We start from the raw sequence: 14,978 nt of genomic DNA, 5'->3' as shown, positions 1-14,978 counted from the left end.
TAACAAATCCCTCAAGATGCCCCCAGTCTCTCCTGAGCGTCTCCGCCGTCTCCAGCGTCCCAACACCGCCTCAGCAGCGCCGGTGAAGGGGGTTCTAAGGTTTACCCAAACAACCCGCAAGTGGAAAATTGCATCTTGCGCGTTTTTTTTGCGAATTGATATTTTTCAATTATTTTTCAAATGATTGAGATACACTCAACTAAGCCACATGCACCACTCAAGCAGTAGGCACACGCAGTTGCCCCACCAAAAGCAGTCGGTCAACCACCCGCATACCCTATATATAGTGATTTCCCAGCCGACATCCACAAGACCCAACCGAGTCGCATCATCTGATCCGAGTCAATTTTAAGCCCGTTTCCCCCGACTCGCCACCAAACAGGGCACTGAAAAAGGCACAACGCGCGCGCCGGGTCTTGCGCATTATCCTCGGATACTGTCACCTCGCCGGAAAGAGACAGCCAAACGCACAGCAATATGACAGCTACACACGCGCATCCCTTTCCTTGCATACGGACGGTTGGTCAGGACGGTCTATTGGTCTCGTTTGCCGACACGATGGCTGAATCCTCGAACCGGGCGGCGCTTGCATTTCGCAATGCGGTCGACCTTCTTGGATGTGAAGGTGTGATTGAGACATCGGCGTCTCTGGCCTCGGCCTATGTTCGGTTCGATCCCCTTGCCCTGCCGCACACGGAAATCCACGAGCGGATCGAAGAGATGCTGCATCAACAAGACTGGTATCGGGCACCGCTTCCTGCAGGTCGCCGCTTGTGGCAGGTACCCACTGTGTACGGAGGTGAATTAGCACCGCAATTGGACGAAACCGCAGCGGCAGCTGGGCTGACACCAACCGAAGCCATACGACGCCTGAGTCAAACCCGTGTTCGCGTTCTGACCATCGGCTTTGCACCTGGCCTGCCATATCTTGGACCGCTAGGGCCAGAGTTCAACATTCCACGCCTCAAGAAGCTCACTCCTATGGTGCCGGAAGGAGCGCTGATCCTGGCGATATCGCAACTTGTGCTGTTTTCCAGACCCAACCCGACAGGATGGAGACATGTCGGCCAAACCGCTTTTCGCTGTTTCCGTCCCGAAGCCGAACAGAGCTTTGTCCTGCGCCCCGGCGACGAGATGCAATTTCTGCCGGTCTCACGCGCAGAACTGGAACAGATACGCGAAACCAATGATGGTCTAGGCGGGGCGACCCGAGAGGAGATCCCGGCATGAGCCTGCTGGTACATCAGATTGGCCCGACCTGCACCATTCAGGATCAGGGGCGTTCGGGATATCTGAATCAGGGACTTTCACGGTCAGGGGCGGCAGACCAACTCGCGTTGCATGAGGGTGCCGCGCTGCTGGGTCAAAGCCCGGACTGCGCAGCCCTGGAAATGGCGGGAATGGGCGGCACGTTCGAGGCCACGCAACCGGTCAGCATCGCCCTGACCGGCGCGCCAATGCAGGCCAGTATCGATGGCGTCCCGATTGTCTGGAATGCCTCTTTCTCAATGGAGGCGGGTCAGAAGCTTACGATCGGCGCCGCCAATCAGGGCAACTATGGATATTTGCATGTTGGTGGCGGATTTGAAGTACCGCTGTTTCTGGGTTCACGTTCCGCCCACCTGACAGCGAATGTCGGGCGTGCCGTGCAGGCCGGCGACCGACTGCCCGTCGGTCCCTATTCAGGCAACACCGGTATGAAACTGCGCCCCGATGGCCGATTTTCCGGGGGCACCCTGCGCGTGTTGGCAAGCTTCCAGACCCCCCTGTTCGATCCAGAAACGCTGGACCGTTTTACCAAAACCGCGTTTCGGCGCGGTGCGCGGGCCAACCGAATGGGCATGCAATTGGAAAACGATGGCGAAGGCTTTGCCGCAAAGGGTCAATTGAACATTCTGTCAGATGTGATCACCCCGGGCGACATCCAGATGACCGGCACCGGAAACCCCTTTATTCTGCTGCCCGAGTGCCAGACGACCGGTGGTTACCCTCGTATCGCCACTGTCCTGCCCTGCGATCTGCCCCGGGCGGCGCAAACCCCGGCCGGCGGGCAGATAAAGTTTACATTTGTGTCCATGGACGAGGCCGTCGCCCTGCACGCCACTTACCTGTCCGATCTGTCGCGATTGCGCACGCGGGTCGAGCCCTTGGTCCGCGATCCGCACGACATCCCCGACCTGTTATCCTATCAATTGATCAGCGGAATGATCTCTGGCACCGAATAAGGAGTTTGCCGATGCCCAGCGTCGATTTGAATGCCGATATGGGGGAAAGCTTTGGCCCTTGGAATATGGGCGATGATGAAAGCCTGCTGAAGATCATCACCTCGGCCAATATCGCGTGTGGTTTTCATGCGGGCGATCCCGATGTCATGGCGAAAACGATGACGTCGGCTGCCCAGAACGATGTCGGCATCGGCGCGCATCCCGGCTTTCCCGATCTGCAGGGATTTGGCCGCCGCAATATGAAGGTGCCACACGAAACTCTGCGCAACCTGGTCCGTTTTCAACTTGGCGCGGCGATAGGCATGGCCAAGGCGGTTGGTACGAAGGTCCGGCATCTGAAGCTGCACGGCGCTTTGGCCAATATGTGTTCGGTCGATATTGACATGGCACGAGCTTGTTATCAGGGCGCGCTGGACGTGGACCCGGACATTATTGTCATGGTGCTGGCTGTTACCAAACAGGAAGAAGCCGTGCGCGAATTGGGTTGCAAATGGGTGGGAGAGGTTTTTGCCGACCGCGCCTATAACGATGACGGTACGCTTGTTGATCGCAGCCTGCCCGGCGCGGTCATCCACGACCCCGAATTGGCAGGACCACGCATGCTGAACATGGTCCGCAAAGGTGCAATCATCACTGAAACCGGCAAGCGGTTGGAAACCTCAATCGACACGATCTGCCTGCATGGGGATGGGCCGACCGCGGTGCAGATCGCCCGGTCCGTTCGCGAAAACCTTACCGCAGGTGGCGTCGAGGTGACAAAATTCACCCGATAGTCATCCGGGCGTAAGGTCTGCTCCCCACCTTCTTAGTGTTGCCCAGTTGGATTTCTGACCCTAGCATGCCTGCAAGTGCATGTTCTGATTATTGGAAATCCAGGCAACGCCGGACCCAGAACTCCCTGGGCCCACGCAAGGAGGGAAATTTATGTCTTTCGATTTGATATCTTATGAACCGCGCGGGGACAAGAAGAACTCGGACTTCTTCGGCGAGTATCTACCCAAAATTTATGAGCGGCGTAGCAGCTCTGGTGTTGCCGATCAGGTCGGGCCGATGCGGGCGATTGTCCAGCAAGTGGAAACCGCAGCGCTGTTCGATACGCTGATCGAATTGTATGTGATGACCCCATATCGCCACACGGCCAGCTATCTGGGGCAGACGCATAAGTTTTCGGTTCTGCATTCACACACCGACTACCCGGCGTTGATCGTGATGGCGCCGCTCAGCCCCAGCTTTGAGGATTTCATTCCCCGCATCAATCGCATGTATCCGCTGGCGCGCGGCACTCCGCAAACACGTTACATCGGAGAGATTTACGGCGTGACAGACTTGAATACCCTTAGCAAGACGCTTGAGGATCAAAATATCCGATTTGAATATGAAGGCGATACCGAAAACCCGTTCTACACGCTGGATGGGTTCCGGTTCACCACCCCGTCGGATTTCACTTGCAACCGGGTCGGTTATTCCACGCTGGATTTCAATGACCCCGACAGCCTGGGTCTGGGTGACCGCGTGTTGCTGAGCGACGCCGAGCAGGCGCAATTGGATCAGGCTGCCGCTTTTGGCGCAGACAGCAAAATCTCACCCTTGATGCTGGGGGTCGACCACCTTGCCACACGTATTCTGGCTGGTGAGCGTGAAGACGCGATCCTCGAGTTTCTGACCATGGTGCCCTATTACTTCTGGGGTGCGTACAACATCTTTGACATGAACTCGTCGACCAACGTGAACCGAAACCCGAATGTGGATGATGACAAGAAATCGCCTGCCAAGGTCTTCACAGCCAACAACACCCCGTCCTTCATCAATTCATTCGAGCAACTGCCGATGCCGACCGAGGATTTCGTCCGAAATTTTGGCCGTCGCCTGCATCACATGGCCATCGAAATTCAGGACGGTGATCACAACGCCGGTGAGAAAAACGTCGATTTCGTGGTTAATACGCTCAAGGATAAAGGCGTGCCGTTTCTGGCCCATGTGGTGGGTGAATGCAAAGACGATCCGAACCTCAAGCAGATTTTCTCGAAACACTCGAAGAATACGCTGCTGATCACGGAATATATCGAACGCTGCCACCACTATGACGGGTTCTTCACCAAGGACAACGTGGCGGCCCTGACAGCCGCCGCCGGGCAGGACGAACAATACCAGCATGGCCACGTGTTCGACTAAAACGCCCTGACAAAAAAGGGCTGCGAGTTTCCTCGCAGCCCAGATCCATTCAGGAGAGTATATGTCGGATCTTATGACGGCCCGATCATGAAACAGGTGACATTCCGGGCCTGAAGCCTGCGGCAGGCCAAATCGGCCTGTTCGCGGGTCATGCCCTGGAATGTCGCGTCAAAGCCGCGCGAGCTTTGGTTCACCTTGCGCAGCGTGCCTTCCAGAGTGGTCATTTCCGACAGGGCAGTTTTCAGCAAAACCTTTTCCGCCTCGTATCGGGTGGTATAGCGGCCCACGTTGACGCCCCACAGATGCCCGCCGGACGTGGAAAGGCGGGTGACAATTTCCGGTTCGGGTTCCGGCTGCACGGCCGGATCGGCCGACGCCAGAACCAGATCATCCGGACGCACAGCGGGGCGCGCTGTGTCGCCGGTTGGGGTTTGGATATCCGCAGCGGCCATGGCGGCTGCAATACCGTCCTGAATACGCGCGCCGTTCTTGGCCGCTGTCGCAGCAACCGTGCCCGCAACCTGTACTGCAGACCCTGCCGTTGGACGCAGTACCGGACGGAGACTGGAATTTGGTGCACCGGTCAGAGCTGCAACCGTCGCGCCCAATCCGGCATTCCCGGCATAGGCCGGGCGCGCCGGTTTACGGATCGGTGCCCGAGACGGGGCGCGGCGGAAGCCCATGTCCAACAGCTCGGCCACTTTGGCGTTGCGCGATGCGCCCGACTTGCCGCCAAAGACGGTGGCGATGATACGTTCATCTTTGCGCTTGGCCGAGGCCACAAGATTGAAGCCCGCAGCCCGGGTGTAGCCTGTCTTGATCCCATCAGCGCCCTTATAGGCGGCCAGCAGGCGGCGGTTGGTGTTGGGAACGGTCTTGATCCCCGCATGTGTCGATTGGCGCGAGAACAGATTGTAGTATTGCGGGTAATCATACAGCAGATGACGGCCCAAAGTGGTCATATCGCGCGCGGTCGACAGGTGGCCTGATTCCGTCAAACCATGCGCGTTCTTGAAGGTTGTGCGGCTCATGCCCATCGCCTTGGCAGTACGGGTCATGCGGCGGGCAAAGGCGGCCTCGGACCCGCTGATCGCAATACCGATGGCGGTAGCAGCGTCGTTCGCCGATTTCACCGCCGCGGCACGGATCAGATAGCGGAATGCAATTCGCTGACCGGACCGCAAGCCCAGCTTTGACGGCGGCTCGGACGCGGCCTTTTTGGTGATGCGCACCTGGGTATCCAGATCGATCTCACCGTTCCGCACCGCTTCGAACGCAATATATAGCGTCATCATCTTTGTCAGCGAAGCCGGATGCAGCCGTGTGTCGGCATTACGCGAATGCAGCACCTCGCCGGTGCGTGCATCGATCACCATCGCCGCATAAGGAGCAGCCACCCCTTGCAACGGCGCAAAGGAGAGCAGCCACAAGAATGCTATAAGGAATAAGCCCATTCGGGCCGGAACTGTCCGCCGAACCTGCACGATCTTTGCCTCTGTCTACCTCGGGCCGCCGGGTTTTCCCGGTCGGCTAAATAATTATTTTATTATTGATCAGGCTAACACAGAGACCAAGTGAAAGAAACAAAAAGCTCGTGAATTCGCGGTTTCTTGAGCTTGCCACGGACACACCACATGTGGTCATGCGCACCTTTGTCACCACCAAATCCATGAATATGACCAGAATTTGCCGACGCTGGGCGTCGATTTTTCAGGACTGAGACCATTCGGCCACATCAGCTGAGTCGCTGAACAAGATTGGCAAGCTGACCCAAATCCTGAAGCTCGCGGTATCGCGGGTTATCCGCCGGGGTTTCGGCCTGTTCGATTTCCCAAACCAGACCGTGCGGCACATACACGCCCCAGCACCCGGCCTGTATCGGGGCCACCACGTCCGAGCGCATCGAATTGCCAACCATCATCGCCGATGCAGGCCCGTCACCGTATTGGCCAAAGATGAGCCGATAGGTCTGGGGCGTTTTCTCGGACACAATCTCGACCCCGTCGAATAGCTCACCCAACCCCGACTGGGCCAGTTTCCTCTCTTGATCAATCAGATCGCCCTTGGTGATCAGCACCACCTGATGAGTCGCCGCCACGCTTTCAATCGCCGCGCGTGCATGGGGCAACAGCTCGATCGGATGGGCCAGCATTTCTTGCCCGGCTTCTATCAATTGCCGAATGACCGAGGCGGGAACCCGGTCATCCGTCACCTCAATCGCAGTTTCGATCATCGATAGGGTGAAGCCTTTGATTCCATATCCATAGTGCCGGATATTGCGTTTTTCTGCGGCCAGCAGACGCTCCATCAGGTGATCCCTTTCGGCGTGATCCGCCAGAAGATCGGCGAAATAAGCCTGCGTCAGCTGAAAAAACCGCTCATTGTGCCACAATGTATCATCCGCATCGAAGCCGATTGTGGTAAGATTTTGGCCCATGGCTATTACGTCCTGCTGGCTCTTTTCTCTGGCTGGTTCGACGTTATATAAGCGCAAAGACAAACCGAAGCCTGAATCGGACAGTAGAACGCGATGCTTGAACACCAATGGATGATGTCTGACAAGTCGGACGACGACGATGCCGACGCGTCTGTCCTGGTACAGACGCGCACCAAGACCAAGCGTCCGCCGCTGTATAAGGTTCTGCTGCTGAATGACGATTACACGCCGATGGAATTCGTTGTGCATGTACTGGAACGGTTCTTTGGCATGACCCACGCGCAGGCGTTCGAGATCATGCTGACGGTGCATAAAAAAGGCGTGGCCGTCGTTGGCGTGTTCAGCCACGAGATCGCCGAGACCAAAGTGGGCCAGGTCATGGATTTCGCCCGCAGGCACCAGCACCCCTTGCAATGCACCATGGAACGGGAAGAGTAAGACCAGACCGGTCTTACGGAATCGCTTATGTCCCCTCGCCTTGATATTGCGCTGCAAAGCGGTCTGACCTTGTCGCAACCACTGACTGTACTGGGGCCAACATCGGCCAGTGACCTGTCTGATTTGCCGCGTGAAACGCAAGTGGTGCAGCCGTTTAAACCCTTTCACGACCATTTCACCCAACTGGGCTTCGCGGTTGTACCTGTGGCGCAAGATCCCTGTCAGGACGCCATCGTAATCCTGCCACGCGCCAAGGCATTGGCCCGGTCGATGGTGCAGCAGGCCTGCACCCGCGCGAATGGCGTGATTGTCGTTGACGGCGCCAAGACCGACGGTGTGGACAGTTTATTGAAGGACATCCGCAAGCGGGTCGCGGTTGAGGGGCCGATTTCAAAGGCGCATGGCAAGATCTTCTGGTTCCAGTCCGATCCGCATGCTTTTGCGGATTGGGCCGCGCCCGCGCATCAGACCGCGGACTGTTTTCAAACCGCGCCAGGCGTGTTCTCGGCCGACGGCATTGATCCGGCCTCGGCCCTGTTGCGGGCCGCGCTGCCGGACAGGCTGGGCGCTCGGGTCGCCGATCTGGGGGCCGGTTGGGGGTATCTTTCGGCCGGGCTGCTGCAGGCGCCGGGCCTGAAATGCTTGCACCTGGTCGAGGCCGACCATATTGCGCTGACCTGTGCCCGCACCAATGTGACTGATCCCCGCGCTCAGTTTCACTGGGCCGATGCGGTGACATGGCGCTCGCCCGAACCCATCGACACCGTGGTGATGAACCCACCGTTCCACACCACGCGCAACGCCGATCCGGCGCTGGGGCAAGGCTTTATCACATCCGCGGCAAAGAACCTGACCCGCAATGGCACATTGTGGATGGTGGCCAACCGCCACCTACCCTATGAGCCTACATTGACCGACACATTTGCGCATGTCGAAGAAGTGACCGGCGACAATCGGTTCAAGGTGTTCCATGCCTCTCGCCCTCGGCGGTGATCCCAGTTAACCTGCGCCGCAATTCAGGAGGAAGCGCATGTCCTTTTCCATAGCAGGCAAAACCGCAATCGTGACCGGCGGCGCCAACGGAGTCGGCCTGGCCATCGGGCGCCACTTTGCCGATGCCGGGGCCAATGTGATGTTCGCCGACATGGACGAAAAGCGGCTGGCCGAAGAACTGGGCGAGCAGGCCGATGACAGCAATATCCGTTTCTTTGCTGGCGACCTGCGGGAAAAGCTGACAATTGCCAACCTGCTGTCGGCCACAATCGACGCCTTCGATCAGGTGGATATCCTGATCAACGGCGCCCGTCAGGTGATCCCTTCTGATCCGCTGGATGCTGAAGACGATTCAGTCCGCACCCTTCTGAATCAGAACCTAATGCCCGCCCTGCGGTTAAGCCAGCTGGTCGCCAAACGCATGATCAAACAAGCCGGAGATGACGAGGAAAACATTGCAGGCTCGATCATCAACCTGTCTTCGATTGCAGCGCGACGAACCCACCCTGACCTGATGGCCTATTCCGTCTCGACCGCCGCGCTGGATCAGATGACCCGATCCTTGGCTGTCGCGCTGGCCCCCAACCGTATTCGGGTAAATTCCATCGCATTGGGATCCGTGATGAGCGCCTCATTGCGCTCCACCCTGAAAGAGAACCGCGACTTTCGGGACGATATAGAAAAACACACTCCGCTGGCCCGCATTGCTGCGCCGACCGAACTGACCGAAACAGCACAGTTTCTGGCCTCGGACGCCGCAGGTTTCATCACCGGACAAATTCTAACCATTGACGGCGGCCGCACCCTGCTGGACCCCGTTGCAGCCCCAGCGCACTGACACATATGTTCGACACCGAAAAATCCACCGCTTCTGCATGGTTCCGCCAATTGCGGGACCAAATCGTCACCGCCTTTGAGGCTCTTGAAGACAGCCACGACACCGGGCCGTTTTCGGACGCCAGACCTGGACGGTTCGAAATCAAGGAAACCACGCGCCAGTCCGAAGATGGCACGGATGCGGGCGGCGGATTGATGTCGGTGATGCGCGGTGGCCGCGTGTTCGAAAAGGTCGGCGTCAATATCTCAACCGTCTACGGGACACTTGGCGCGCGCGCGCAGCAGGCGATGGCAGCGCGCAAAGGCATTCCGGGCATGACCGAAGACCCGCGCTTTTGGGCCTCGGGCATTTCGCTGGTCGCGCATATGCAAAATCCGCATGTTCCGGCGGTGCATATGAACACTCGCATGTTCTGGACCCCACATGCATGGTGGTTCGGCGGTGGGTCCGACCTGAACCCTTGCATTGAATATGACAAGGACACGGCCCATTTCCACGCCACGCAAAAGGCGCATCTGGACCCGCACGGGCCAGGTCATTACCCACGCCTGAAAGAATGGGCGGACGAATATTTCTATATCCCGCACCGCAAACGCGCCCGCGGGGTTGGCGGTATCTTCATGGATGATTACTGCACCGGCGATTGGGCTGCGGATTTTGCGCTGACACAAGATATCGGCCGTGCCTTTCTTCCGGCCTTTTTACCCCTGGTCGAACAGCGCCGCGTGCAAGGATTCAACGATGCCGACAAGAACGCTCAGCTTGTGCATCGGGGCCTCTATGCCGAATACAACCTGGTTTACGACCGGGGCACCAAGTTCGGGCTGGAAACCGGCCACGATCCGGATGCTGTGCTGATGAGCCTGCCACCGATGGCCAAATGGGTCTGATCTACCCTCAGAAATCGAAATCCATAAAGTTATCGTAGCAACGGCTTTGCGCCCCGGATGCCGACATACTTTCGCCCACGCGGCTGACGCTGATCGAATAACTCTTTTTTGTGCTGCCCCCTTCGGGCTTAGTCAGCGAAAACTCCACCGTCCGTGTTTGCTTTTCATAAGGTCTCGAGACATAAATCTGCTGCGTTGTCGGCAGGCCAAGGGTGCGGATGGCGAAATCACCGATACCGCACCAATAGGCAATTGCCTTTGACGTGCCATGCGTGGCCACTTGATAGTTGCCATTGTCCAATGGCGTCACTGTCGTGCGAAAGCCGGGATTGAAGCCATACCTAAACCCAAACCCGGTCGCTTGCGCCAGGGCTGGCACCAACACCAGAACGCTTACGCTCAATAATTTGAATAATTGCATGGCAAAACTCCTCTAACCAAAATACGGCTTTGCTTGAAATGATAGGGATTAGGCTCGATGAGTAAAGTTAACGATAGGCGGCGCAATTCTCACCATTCCGCAACGGAAACGCGCCTATGTGACCGAAATGGTATCATTTCAGGACTTTAGAGGGTAACCTCTGATCGTCGGTCATTTGCACGAGGCACGGGTTGAGCAAGGCATTCCCAAAGGACTGGTTCGACATTCCGCCCGAAAAATATGCGGATTTCGGCGCGCTGTTCTATCTGGCGTCGCTGACAACACCGCATAGGGATCGCAGTCTGGCGCAGGTGCTTTATGCCTTTGAAACGCCGTTCCGGCTGGGCCAATATCACATCTTTCGCCAAAATGGCTTTCCGCGCGGATTCGTGACATTCGCTGGCCTTAGCCCCGAGGCCGAACACCGATACGCCATTCAGGAAACTCCGTTGACCGAGGCCGATTTCACCAGCGGGTCGTCGTTCTGGATCGTCGATCTTGTCGCCCCGTTCGGGCAGACCAATCAAATTGTAGAGATGCTGAAAAAGAGCATCCCCCATCCTAGGGTTCGCACGAACCGCATGGACAGTGATATGTCTCAAAACCGGATCGTGGAATGGACGCGTGATGACACGGGCGCGATTCATATGCAGCTGTACCGCAAGCAGGAATTCGCACGGGTTCTGGCAGCAGAGGGCACGTAACATGGTTTCGATAGCAATTACGGGTGAAATAACCGGCGATGTGACCGGCAACCCTCCGAACCAGGCTATGGGCGATCTGGATCTGGACAGCAACGTCCCCATTTTGTCGGAAACATGGGTCATCTCTTCGCCTCCGGCTTTTGGAACAGCCAGCGTCGACCCGAATACAGGGGAATGGACTTATACAGTTGACCCGGCGTTTTTTGACAGTCTGGACGACAACCAAATCGTCACCGATACCTTCACCATTCAAGTGACCGGTGAGTTCGGCACTTTTCTTGGGCCTTTCCCTTTCGACCTGCAGCAAGAGATCACGATCACCATCGAAGGGGTGTGTTTTACCGCTGGCACGCTGATCGAAACCCCGGGTGGTGCGCAACTAATCGAGGCCTTATCCGTTGGAGATCAGGTTCTGACCGCAGATCACGGCCCGCAACCGATCCGATGGATCGAAAGCAGCGTACTGCCACCCGAGCGATTACGGGAAAATCCCGCCATGCGGCCTGTCAGGATCAGCGCGGGCAGCCTTGGCCCAAATACACCCAGCCGGGATTTGCTGGTGTCGCAGCAGCACCGCGTTCTGATCCGCGGTCCCAAGGTCGATTTGCTGTTCGGCACGCCCGAGGCGCTGGTCGCGGCCAAGCATCTGTGTTCCTGGCCAGGGATCGATATTGAAACCTCTGACGTGGCCGTCGAGTATTTCCACATTCTGCTGGACGAACATGAAATCCTGACCGCCGAAGGCGCATCGGCTGAAAGCCTGTTTCTGGGTGAGGAATCCTTGTACACGCTGTCATCCGAGGCATTGCAGGAATTGGCGGCGATATTCCCCGATACCGCGACCCCTGATGGGAATGGCTTCGGTCGCGCCGCCCGTTTGGTTCTGCGTGAATTCGAAGCGCGCGCGCTGGTTTAAGACGGGGTCAGCCTGCCGCCCACATCCTGCGGAGCCAGGGCAACGGTCTTGATTACCGCAAAACAGGACTTGCCCGGTTCCAACCCCAAAGCCACGACAGAACGGCGGGTCACGCGCGCCAAGATCGGCCCTGCGGACGTTTGCAATGAGACGATGGCGCCCGGCCCGCCGCCCGCGCGGATGGTGTCAACCGTCCCTTCCAACATGTTCAACGCCGACAATCCATCAGGCCGCTTGCTGGACAGGATCACCTCTTGCGCGGGAATACGGATTCGAAGTTCTTCCCCTACTTGATGCGGGATACGTGGCAGGAACAGGTGTGCACCGCCGGCCTCCAGCTCGGTCAACCCATCCGCATGATGTTCCTGAACCCGCACATTCAGCACCGCGCCAACAGCGCGAACCCCGGCCGGAGCCACGGACGGGTCAGCCATAACTTCTGAGGCAGGGCCATGCCGCACCACTTTGCCATCCTGCAAAGCGACGACAGAGGTGGCCAGCCGTGCGACCTCGGCCGCGGAATGGGTGACGTACAGAATGGGCACTGAAACCTCATCCCGCAGCCGTTCGAAATAGGGCAGGATCTCAGCCTTGCGCGCCTCGTCCAGCGCGGCCAGCGGCTCGTCGGCAAGGATCAGGCGCGGGCTGGCCAATAGCGCACGCCCAATGGCAACTCGCTGCTTTTCTCCACCCGACAAACCTGCTGGACGGCGATCCAGCAGATGCCCAATGCCCAGCATTTCGATCACCTTGTCCGGGTTCTCGCGGCGCGCGCGCTTTGGTGCGAACCAGCGACCATAGGCCAGATTTTGGCGCACTGTCAGATGCGGGAACAGGCGACCTTCCTGAAAGATATAACCCAATCGCCTACGATGCGGCGGTAACCAGAGGTCCTGTTCGGTATCAAACAGTTCCCACCCATCAACGGCAACACGCCCGGCTTTGGGCCGCAGAAGTCCCGCCACGGCATTGACCACGGTGGTCTTGCCCGACCCCGACCGCCCGAACAGAACCGTCACCCCCAAGGGCGCGTCAAAGCTGAGGTCCAGCTTGATATCGGGCAGGTCATGCTGCAGGCGGACAGACAGCCTCATGACCCGGACACCCGAGCGGCGGCGCGACGACCAATATATTCCGACAGTAGCAGTGCGCCCATGGCAATGATGATTGAAATCACAACAAGTCGGGTCGCTGCCCCCTCACCGCCGGGCACCTGCAGGAAGGCATAGACGGCTGACGGCAAGGTCTGTGTCTGGCCGGGAATGTTTGAGACAAAGGTGATCGTGGCGCCAAATTCGCCCATTGCCTTGGCGAAAGCGAGAATACTGCCCGCGATCACACCGGGCAGGATCATTGGCAGGGTCACGGTCGCAAACACAAAGGGCCGCGACGCGCCCAAGGTCGCTCCGGCCTGTTCCAACTTGGGGTCTACCGCCTCGATCGACAGACGAATAGCGCGCACCATCAATGGAAAGGCCATAATCCCCGCCGCCAGCGCCGCTCCGGTCCAGCGGAAGGCGACCACGATGCCGAACTCCCCCAGTAGCCTGCCCATCGGCCCCTGAATCCCGAATGTCAGCAGCAGCAGATACCCGGTTACAACCGGCGGCAGGATCAGCGGCAGATGCACCAACCCATTCAGCAATTGACGCCCGGGAAACCGCCAGCGCGCCAGCGCATAAGCCACGAAAATGCCAAAGGGCAATGTCACCAACGTCGCCCAGAAGGAAACGCGCAGCGACAATCTCAGCGCTTCAATTTCTGCGGGCCCCAACCATCCCATGTGTCAACTGCCCTGCAGGGTAAAACCCTGTTCTGCAAAGATGGTTTGGGACGTATCCGATTGCAGGTGGTCCAGAAACGCCCGTGCCTCAGGCCGCGCCGAAGTGTTTACGGCAGCGGGGTAAATGATCGGCGGGTGAAGCTCTGACGGGAACGAGGCCACGACCTTCACCCGATCTTCAACCTGCGCATCGGATTGGTAAACGATCCCCAGTGGCGCCGCCCCTGCCGCGACCAGCGCGAGCGCCGCGCGCACGTTGTCAGTCTGGGCGATCCGAGGTTGCACGCCCTCCCACAGCCCCAGGTTTTGCAGGGCCGCCTTGCCGTAGATACCCGCAGGCACCGCATCGACCAGCGCCATGGCCAGATGCCCGCTGCCCAGCCTTGCAATCAAATCGGTGTCCGCCTGAATATGCCCGATCTGCGCCTGATCCGACCCACCGATCAGAACCAGCCCATTGCCCAGCAGATCCACGCGCGAGGCCACGTCGATCAATCCCTGATCCTGCAGAACATCCATCCAATCCACATTGGCGAAAATGAACACATCTGCGGGCGCGCCCAACTGAATCTGCCGCGCCAACACTGACGAGGCCGCATAGGACACCGTCACCTGATGCCCTGTTTGCTGCTCGAATATCGGTGCGATCTCATCCAACGCGGTTTTCAGACTGGCAGCCGCAAACACCAAAACTTCTGCCGCGCTGACCCGGAGCGGTGCCAGCGTTACAGTGCCAAGCACCAGGGCCGCGATTGCGCATCGGCGGGCAAGGGACAGGATCATATGCTCTCGCGTCAGGAAGGTTGCGTCCCTTCGGAGATATCTGAGGCAACCGGGGGCACGCAAGCGTCTTTCCCATACGATCAGGGCCAGCCTGCGGAAAATGAACAAGACTACCGGGGCCTGCGATACACTGGGGCGGATTATCCGGTATTGAGGTAAAGAAATTGTGCCGGACCCTCTTGCACCCGCGCGCAGGCTTGGCTACATGCAGCGTCACGGGTGATTAGCTCAGTTGGTAGAGCGCTTCGTTTACACCGAAGATGTCGGGAGTTCGAGTCTCTCATCACCCACCATTCTCCCTCTGCTTCCACAAATACCACGGACTCGGTGTTATTTGACTCTCGGCCTTGCAACCGATTGCAAAATATAGCTGTTGGC

17 protein-coding genes and 1 tRNA gene are annotated in these 14,978 nt (G+C 58.2%); 12 read left to right on the top strand and 6 right to left on the bottom strand.

The annotated features are described in order from the left end of the window. From ACR0B8_RS13355 to ACR0B8_RS13335, 5 genes are all read left to right on the top strand, one after another. Window positions 1–184: hypothetical protein (locus ACR0B8_RS13355; RefSeq protein WP_480658701.1), on the top strand; the 184-nt coding region annotated here is incomplete at its 5' end. A gap of 293 nt (window positions 185–477) precedes the next feature. Continuing rightward, window positions 478–1,230, top strand: coding sequence for a 5-oxoprolinase subunit B family protein (locus ACR0B8_RS13350; RefSeq protein ID WP_170361603.1), 753 nt, complete (start codon window positions 478–480; stop codon window positions 1,228–1,230). After that, window positions 1,227–2,225 carry a 5-oxoprolinase subunit C family protein gene (locus tag ACR0B8_RS13345; protein WP_480658699.1) on the top strand — a complete coding sequence of 333 codons (999 nt, stop codon included), beginning with the start codon at window positions 1,227–1,229 and terminating at the stop codon, window positions 2,223–2,225. Before ACR0B8_RS13350 ends, ACR0B8_RS13345 begins: the two co-directional genes overlap by 4 nt. Before the next feature lie 11 nt (window positions 2,226–2,236). Further along, window positions 2,237–2,998: a LamB/YcsF family protein gene (locus ACR0B8_RS13340; RefSeq protein ID WP_226689381.1), complete on the top strand. Its 762-nt coding sequence runs from the start codon at window positions 2,237–2,239 to the stop codon at window positions 2,996–2,998. A 151-nt stretch (window positions 2,999–3,149) separates the two neighbouring features. Beyond that, window positions 3,150–4,397: a hypothetical protein gene (locus ACR0B8_RS13335; RefSeq protein ID WP_226689380.1), complete on the top strand. Its 1,248-nt coding sequence runs from the start codon at window positions 3,150–3,152 to the stop codon at window positions 4,395–4,397. Between the two features lie 71 nt (window positions 4,398–4,468). Here ACR0B8_RS13335 and ACR0B8_RS13330 read toward each other — a convergent pair whose 3' ends face one another. Next, window positions 4,469–5,851, bottom strand: a complete 1,383-nt coding sequence (locus ACR0B8_RS13330; RefSeq protein WP_170361595.1) for a D-alanyl-D-alanine carboxypeptidase family protein — start codon at window positions 5,849–5,851, stop codon at window positions 4,469–4,471. 281 nt (window positions 5,852–6,132) lie between these two features. Continuing rightward, window positions 6,133–6,834 (bottom strand): HAD family hydrolase, encoded by a 702-nt coding sequence (locus tag ACR0B8_RS13325; RefSeq protein WP_170361593.1) that lies wholly within the window; start codon window positions 6,832–6,834, stop codon window positions 6,133–6,135. A gap of 93 nt (window positions 6,835–6,927) precedes the next feature. Between ACR0B8_RS13325 and clpS the strand changes: the two genes are divergently transcribed. The 4 genes from clpS to hemF are packed head-to-tail and all read left to right on the top strand — an operon-like array spanning window position 6,928 to window position 9,993. Then, window positions 6,928–7,272: an ATP-dependent Clp protease adapter ClpS gene (gene clpS / locus ACR0B8_RS13320; protein WP_170350453.1), complete on the top strand. Its 345-nt coding sequence runs from the start codon at window positions 6,928–6,930 to the stop codon at window positions 7,270–7,272. Between the two features lie 27 nt (window positions 7,273–7,299). Beyond that, window positions 7,300–8,265, top strand: coding sequence for a class I SAM-dependent methyltransferase (locus ACR0B8_RS13315; protein ID WP_170361591.1), 966 nt, complete (start codon window positions 7,300–7,302; stop codon window positions 8,263–8,265). 37 nt (window positions 8,266–8,302) lie between these two features. Further along, the gene (locus ACR0B8_RS13310; RefSeq protein ID WP_170350457.1) at window positions 8,303–9,103 is read left to right on the top strand and encodes an SDR family NAD(P)-dependent oxidoreductase; all 801 of its coding nucleotides are present in this window, start codon (window positions 8,303–8,305) and stop codon (window positions 9,101–9,103) included. A 5-nt stretch (window positions 9,104–9,108) separates the two neighbouring features. After that, complete coding sequence (gene hemF, locus ACR0B8_RS13305; protein ID WP_170361590.1) at window positions 9,109–9,993, top strand: oxygen-dependent coproporphyrinogen oxidase; 885 nt, start codon at window positions 9,109–9,111, stop codon at window positions 9,991–9,993. A gap of 7 nt (window positions 9,994–10,000) precedes the next feature. Here the strand turns inward: hemF and ACR0B8_RS13300 are convergent, their stop codons facing one another. After that, on the bottom strand, window positions 10,001–10,414 hold the full coding sequence (locus ACR0B8_RS13300; RefSeq protein WP_170551402.1) for a hypothetical protein: 414 nt from the start codon (window positions 10,412–10,414) through the stop codon (window positions 10,001–10,003). A gap of 191 nt (window positions 10,415–10,605) precedes the next feature. Between ACR0B8_RS13300 and ACR0B8_RS13295 the strand changes: the two genes are divergently transcribed. Both ACR0B8_RS13295 and ACR0B8_RS13290 read left to right on the top strand, forming a co-directional pair. Beyond that, window positions 10,606–11,118 (top strand): toxin-activating lysine-acyltransferase, encoded by a 513-nt coding sequence (locus ACR0B8_RS13295; RefSeq protein ID WP_480658696.1) that lies wholly within the window; start codon window positions 10,606–10,608, stop codon window positions 11,116–11,118. 1 nt (window position 11,119) lies between these two features. Continuing rightward, window positions 11,120–12,034, top strand: a complete 915-nt coding sequence (locus tag ACR0B8_RS13290; RefSeq protein ID WP_170361585.1) for a Hint domain-containing protein — start codon at window positions 11,120–11,122, stop codon at window positions 12,032–12,034. On the opposite strand, the gene modC is transcribed toward ACR0B8_RS13290, so the two are convergent. The 3 genes from modC to modA are packed head-to-tail and all read right to left on the bottom strand — an operon-like array spanning window position 12,031 to window position 14,600. Beyond that, window positions 12,031–13,128, bottom strand: coding sequence for a molybdenum ABC transporter ATP-binding protein (modC, locus tag ACR0B8_RS13285; RefSeq protein WP_480658694.1), 1,098 nt, complete (start codon window positions 13,126–13,128; stop codon window positions 12,031–12,033). The two genes, ACR0B8_RS13290 and modC, sit on opposite strands and share 4 nt — an antisense overlap. Next, window positions 13,125–13,817 carry a molybdate ABC transporter permease subunit gene (modB, locus tag ACR0B8_RS13280; RefSeq protein WP_170350469.1) on the bottom strand — a complete coding sequence of 231 codons (693 nt, stop codon included), beginning with the start codon at window positions 13,815–13,817 and terminating at the stop codon, window positions 13,125–13,127. The genes modC and modB overlap by 4 nt, the downstream gene beginning before the upstream one ends. 3 nt (window positions 13,818–13,820) lie before the next feature. Further along, a complete protein-coding gene (gene modA / locus ACR0B8_RS13275; protein WP_480658692.1) occupies window positions 13,821–14,600 on the bottom strand; it encodes a molybdate ABC transporter substrate-binding protein in 780 nt (259 codons plus the stop codon). 217 nt (window positions 14,601–14,817) lie between these two features. Between modA and ACR0B8_RS13270 the strand changes: the two genes are divergently transcribed. Continuing rightward, a tRNA-Val gene (locus ACR0B8_RS13270) sits at window positions 14,818–14,893 on the top strand. The last annotated feature ends 85 nt before the right edge of the window (window positions 14,894–14,978 follow it).

The organism is Ruegeria sp. BH6 (assembly GCF_056538105.1).
This window is presented reverse-complemented; position numbering and strand designations above follow the sequence as displayed.

Bases quoted from the DNA above. Each gene is read 5' to 3' on its own strand.
- modC (WP_480658694.1), bottom strand. From the start codon at position 13,128: ATGAGGCTGTCTGTCCGCCTGCAGCATGACCTGCCCGATATCAAGCTG.
- ACR0B8_RS13315 (WP_170361591.1), top strand. From the start codon at position 7,300: ATGTCCCCTCGCCTTGATATTGCGCTGCAAAGCGGTCTGACCTTGTCG.
- modB (WP_170350469.1), bottom strand. From the start codon at position 13,817: ATGGGATGGTTGGGGCCCGCAGAAATTGAAGCGCTGAGATTGTCGCTG.
- ACR0B8_RS13310 (WP_170350457.1), top strand. From the start codon at position 8,303: ATGTCCTTTTCCATAGCAGGCAAAACCGCAATCGTGACCGGCGGCGCC.
- ACR0B8_RS13325 (WP_170361593.1), bottom strand. From the start codon at position 6,834: ATGGGCCAAAATCTTACCACAATCGGCTTCGATGCGGATGATACATTG.
- modA (WP_480658692.1), bottom strand. From the start codon at position 14,600: ATGATCCTGTCCCTTGCCCGCCGATGCGCAATCGCGGCCCTGGTGCTT.
- ACR0B8_RS13290 (WP_170361585.1), top strand. From the start codon at position 11,120: ATGGTTTCGATAGCAATTACGGGTGAAATAACCGGCGATGTGACCGGC.
- ACR0B8_RS13340 (WP_226689381.1), top strand. From the start codon at position 2,237: ATGCCCAGCGTCGATTTGAATGCCGATATGGGGGAAAGCTTTGGCCCT.
- ACR0B8_RS13335 (WP_226689380.1), top strand. From the start codon at position 3,150: ATGTCTTTCGATTTGATATCTTATGAACCGCGCGGGGACAAGAAGAAC.
- ACR0B8_RS13300 (WP_170551402.1), bottom strand. From the start codon at position 10,414: ATGCAATTATTCAAATTATTGAGCGTAAGCGTTCTGGTGTTGGTGCCA.
- ACR0B8_RS13345 (WP_480658699.1), top strand. From the start codon at position 1,227: ATGAGCCTGCTGGTACATCAGATTGGCCCGACCTGCACCATTCAGGAT.
- hemF (WP_170361590.1), top strand. From the start codon at position 9,109: ATGTTCGACACCGAAAAATCCACCGCTTCTGCATGGTTCCGCCAATTG.
- ACR0B8_RS13330 (WP_170361595.1), bottom strand. From the start codon at position 5,851: ATGGGCTTATTCCTTATAGCATTCTTGTGGCTGCTCTCCTTTGCGCCG.
- ACR0B8_RS13350 (WP_170361603.1), top strand. From the start codon at position 478: ATGACAGCTACACACGCGCATCCCTTTCCTTGCATACGGACGGTTGGT.
- clpS (WP_170350453.1), top strand. From the start codon at position 6,928: ATGCTTGAACACCAATGGATGATGTCTGACAAGTCGGACGACGACGAT.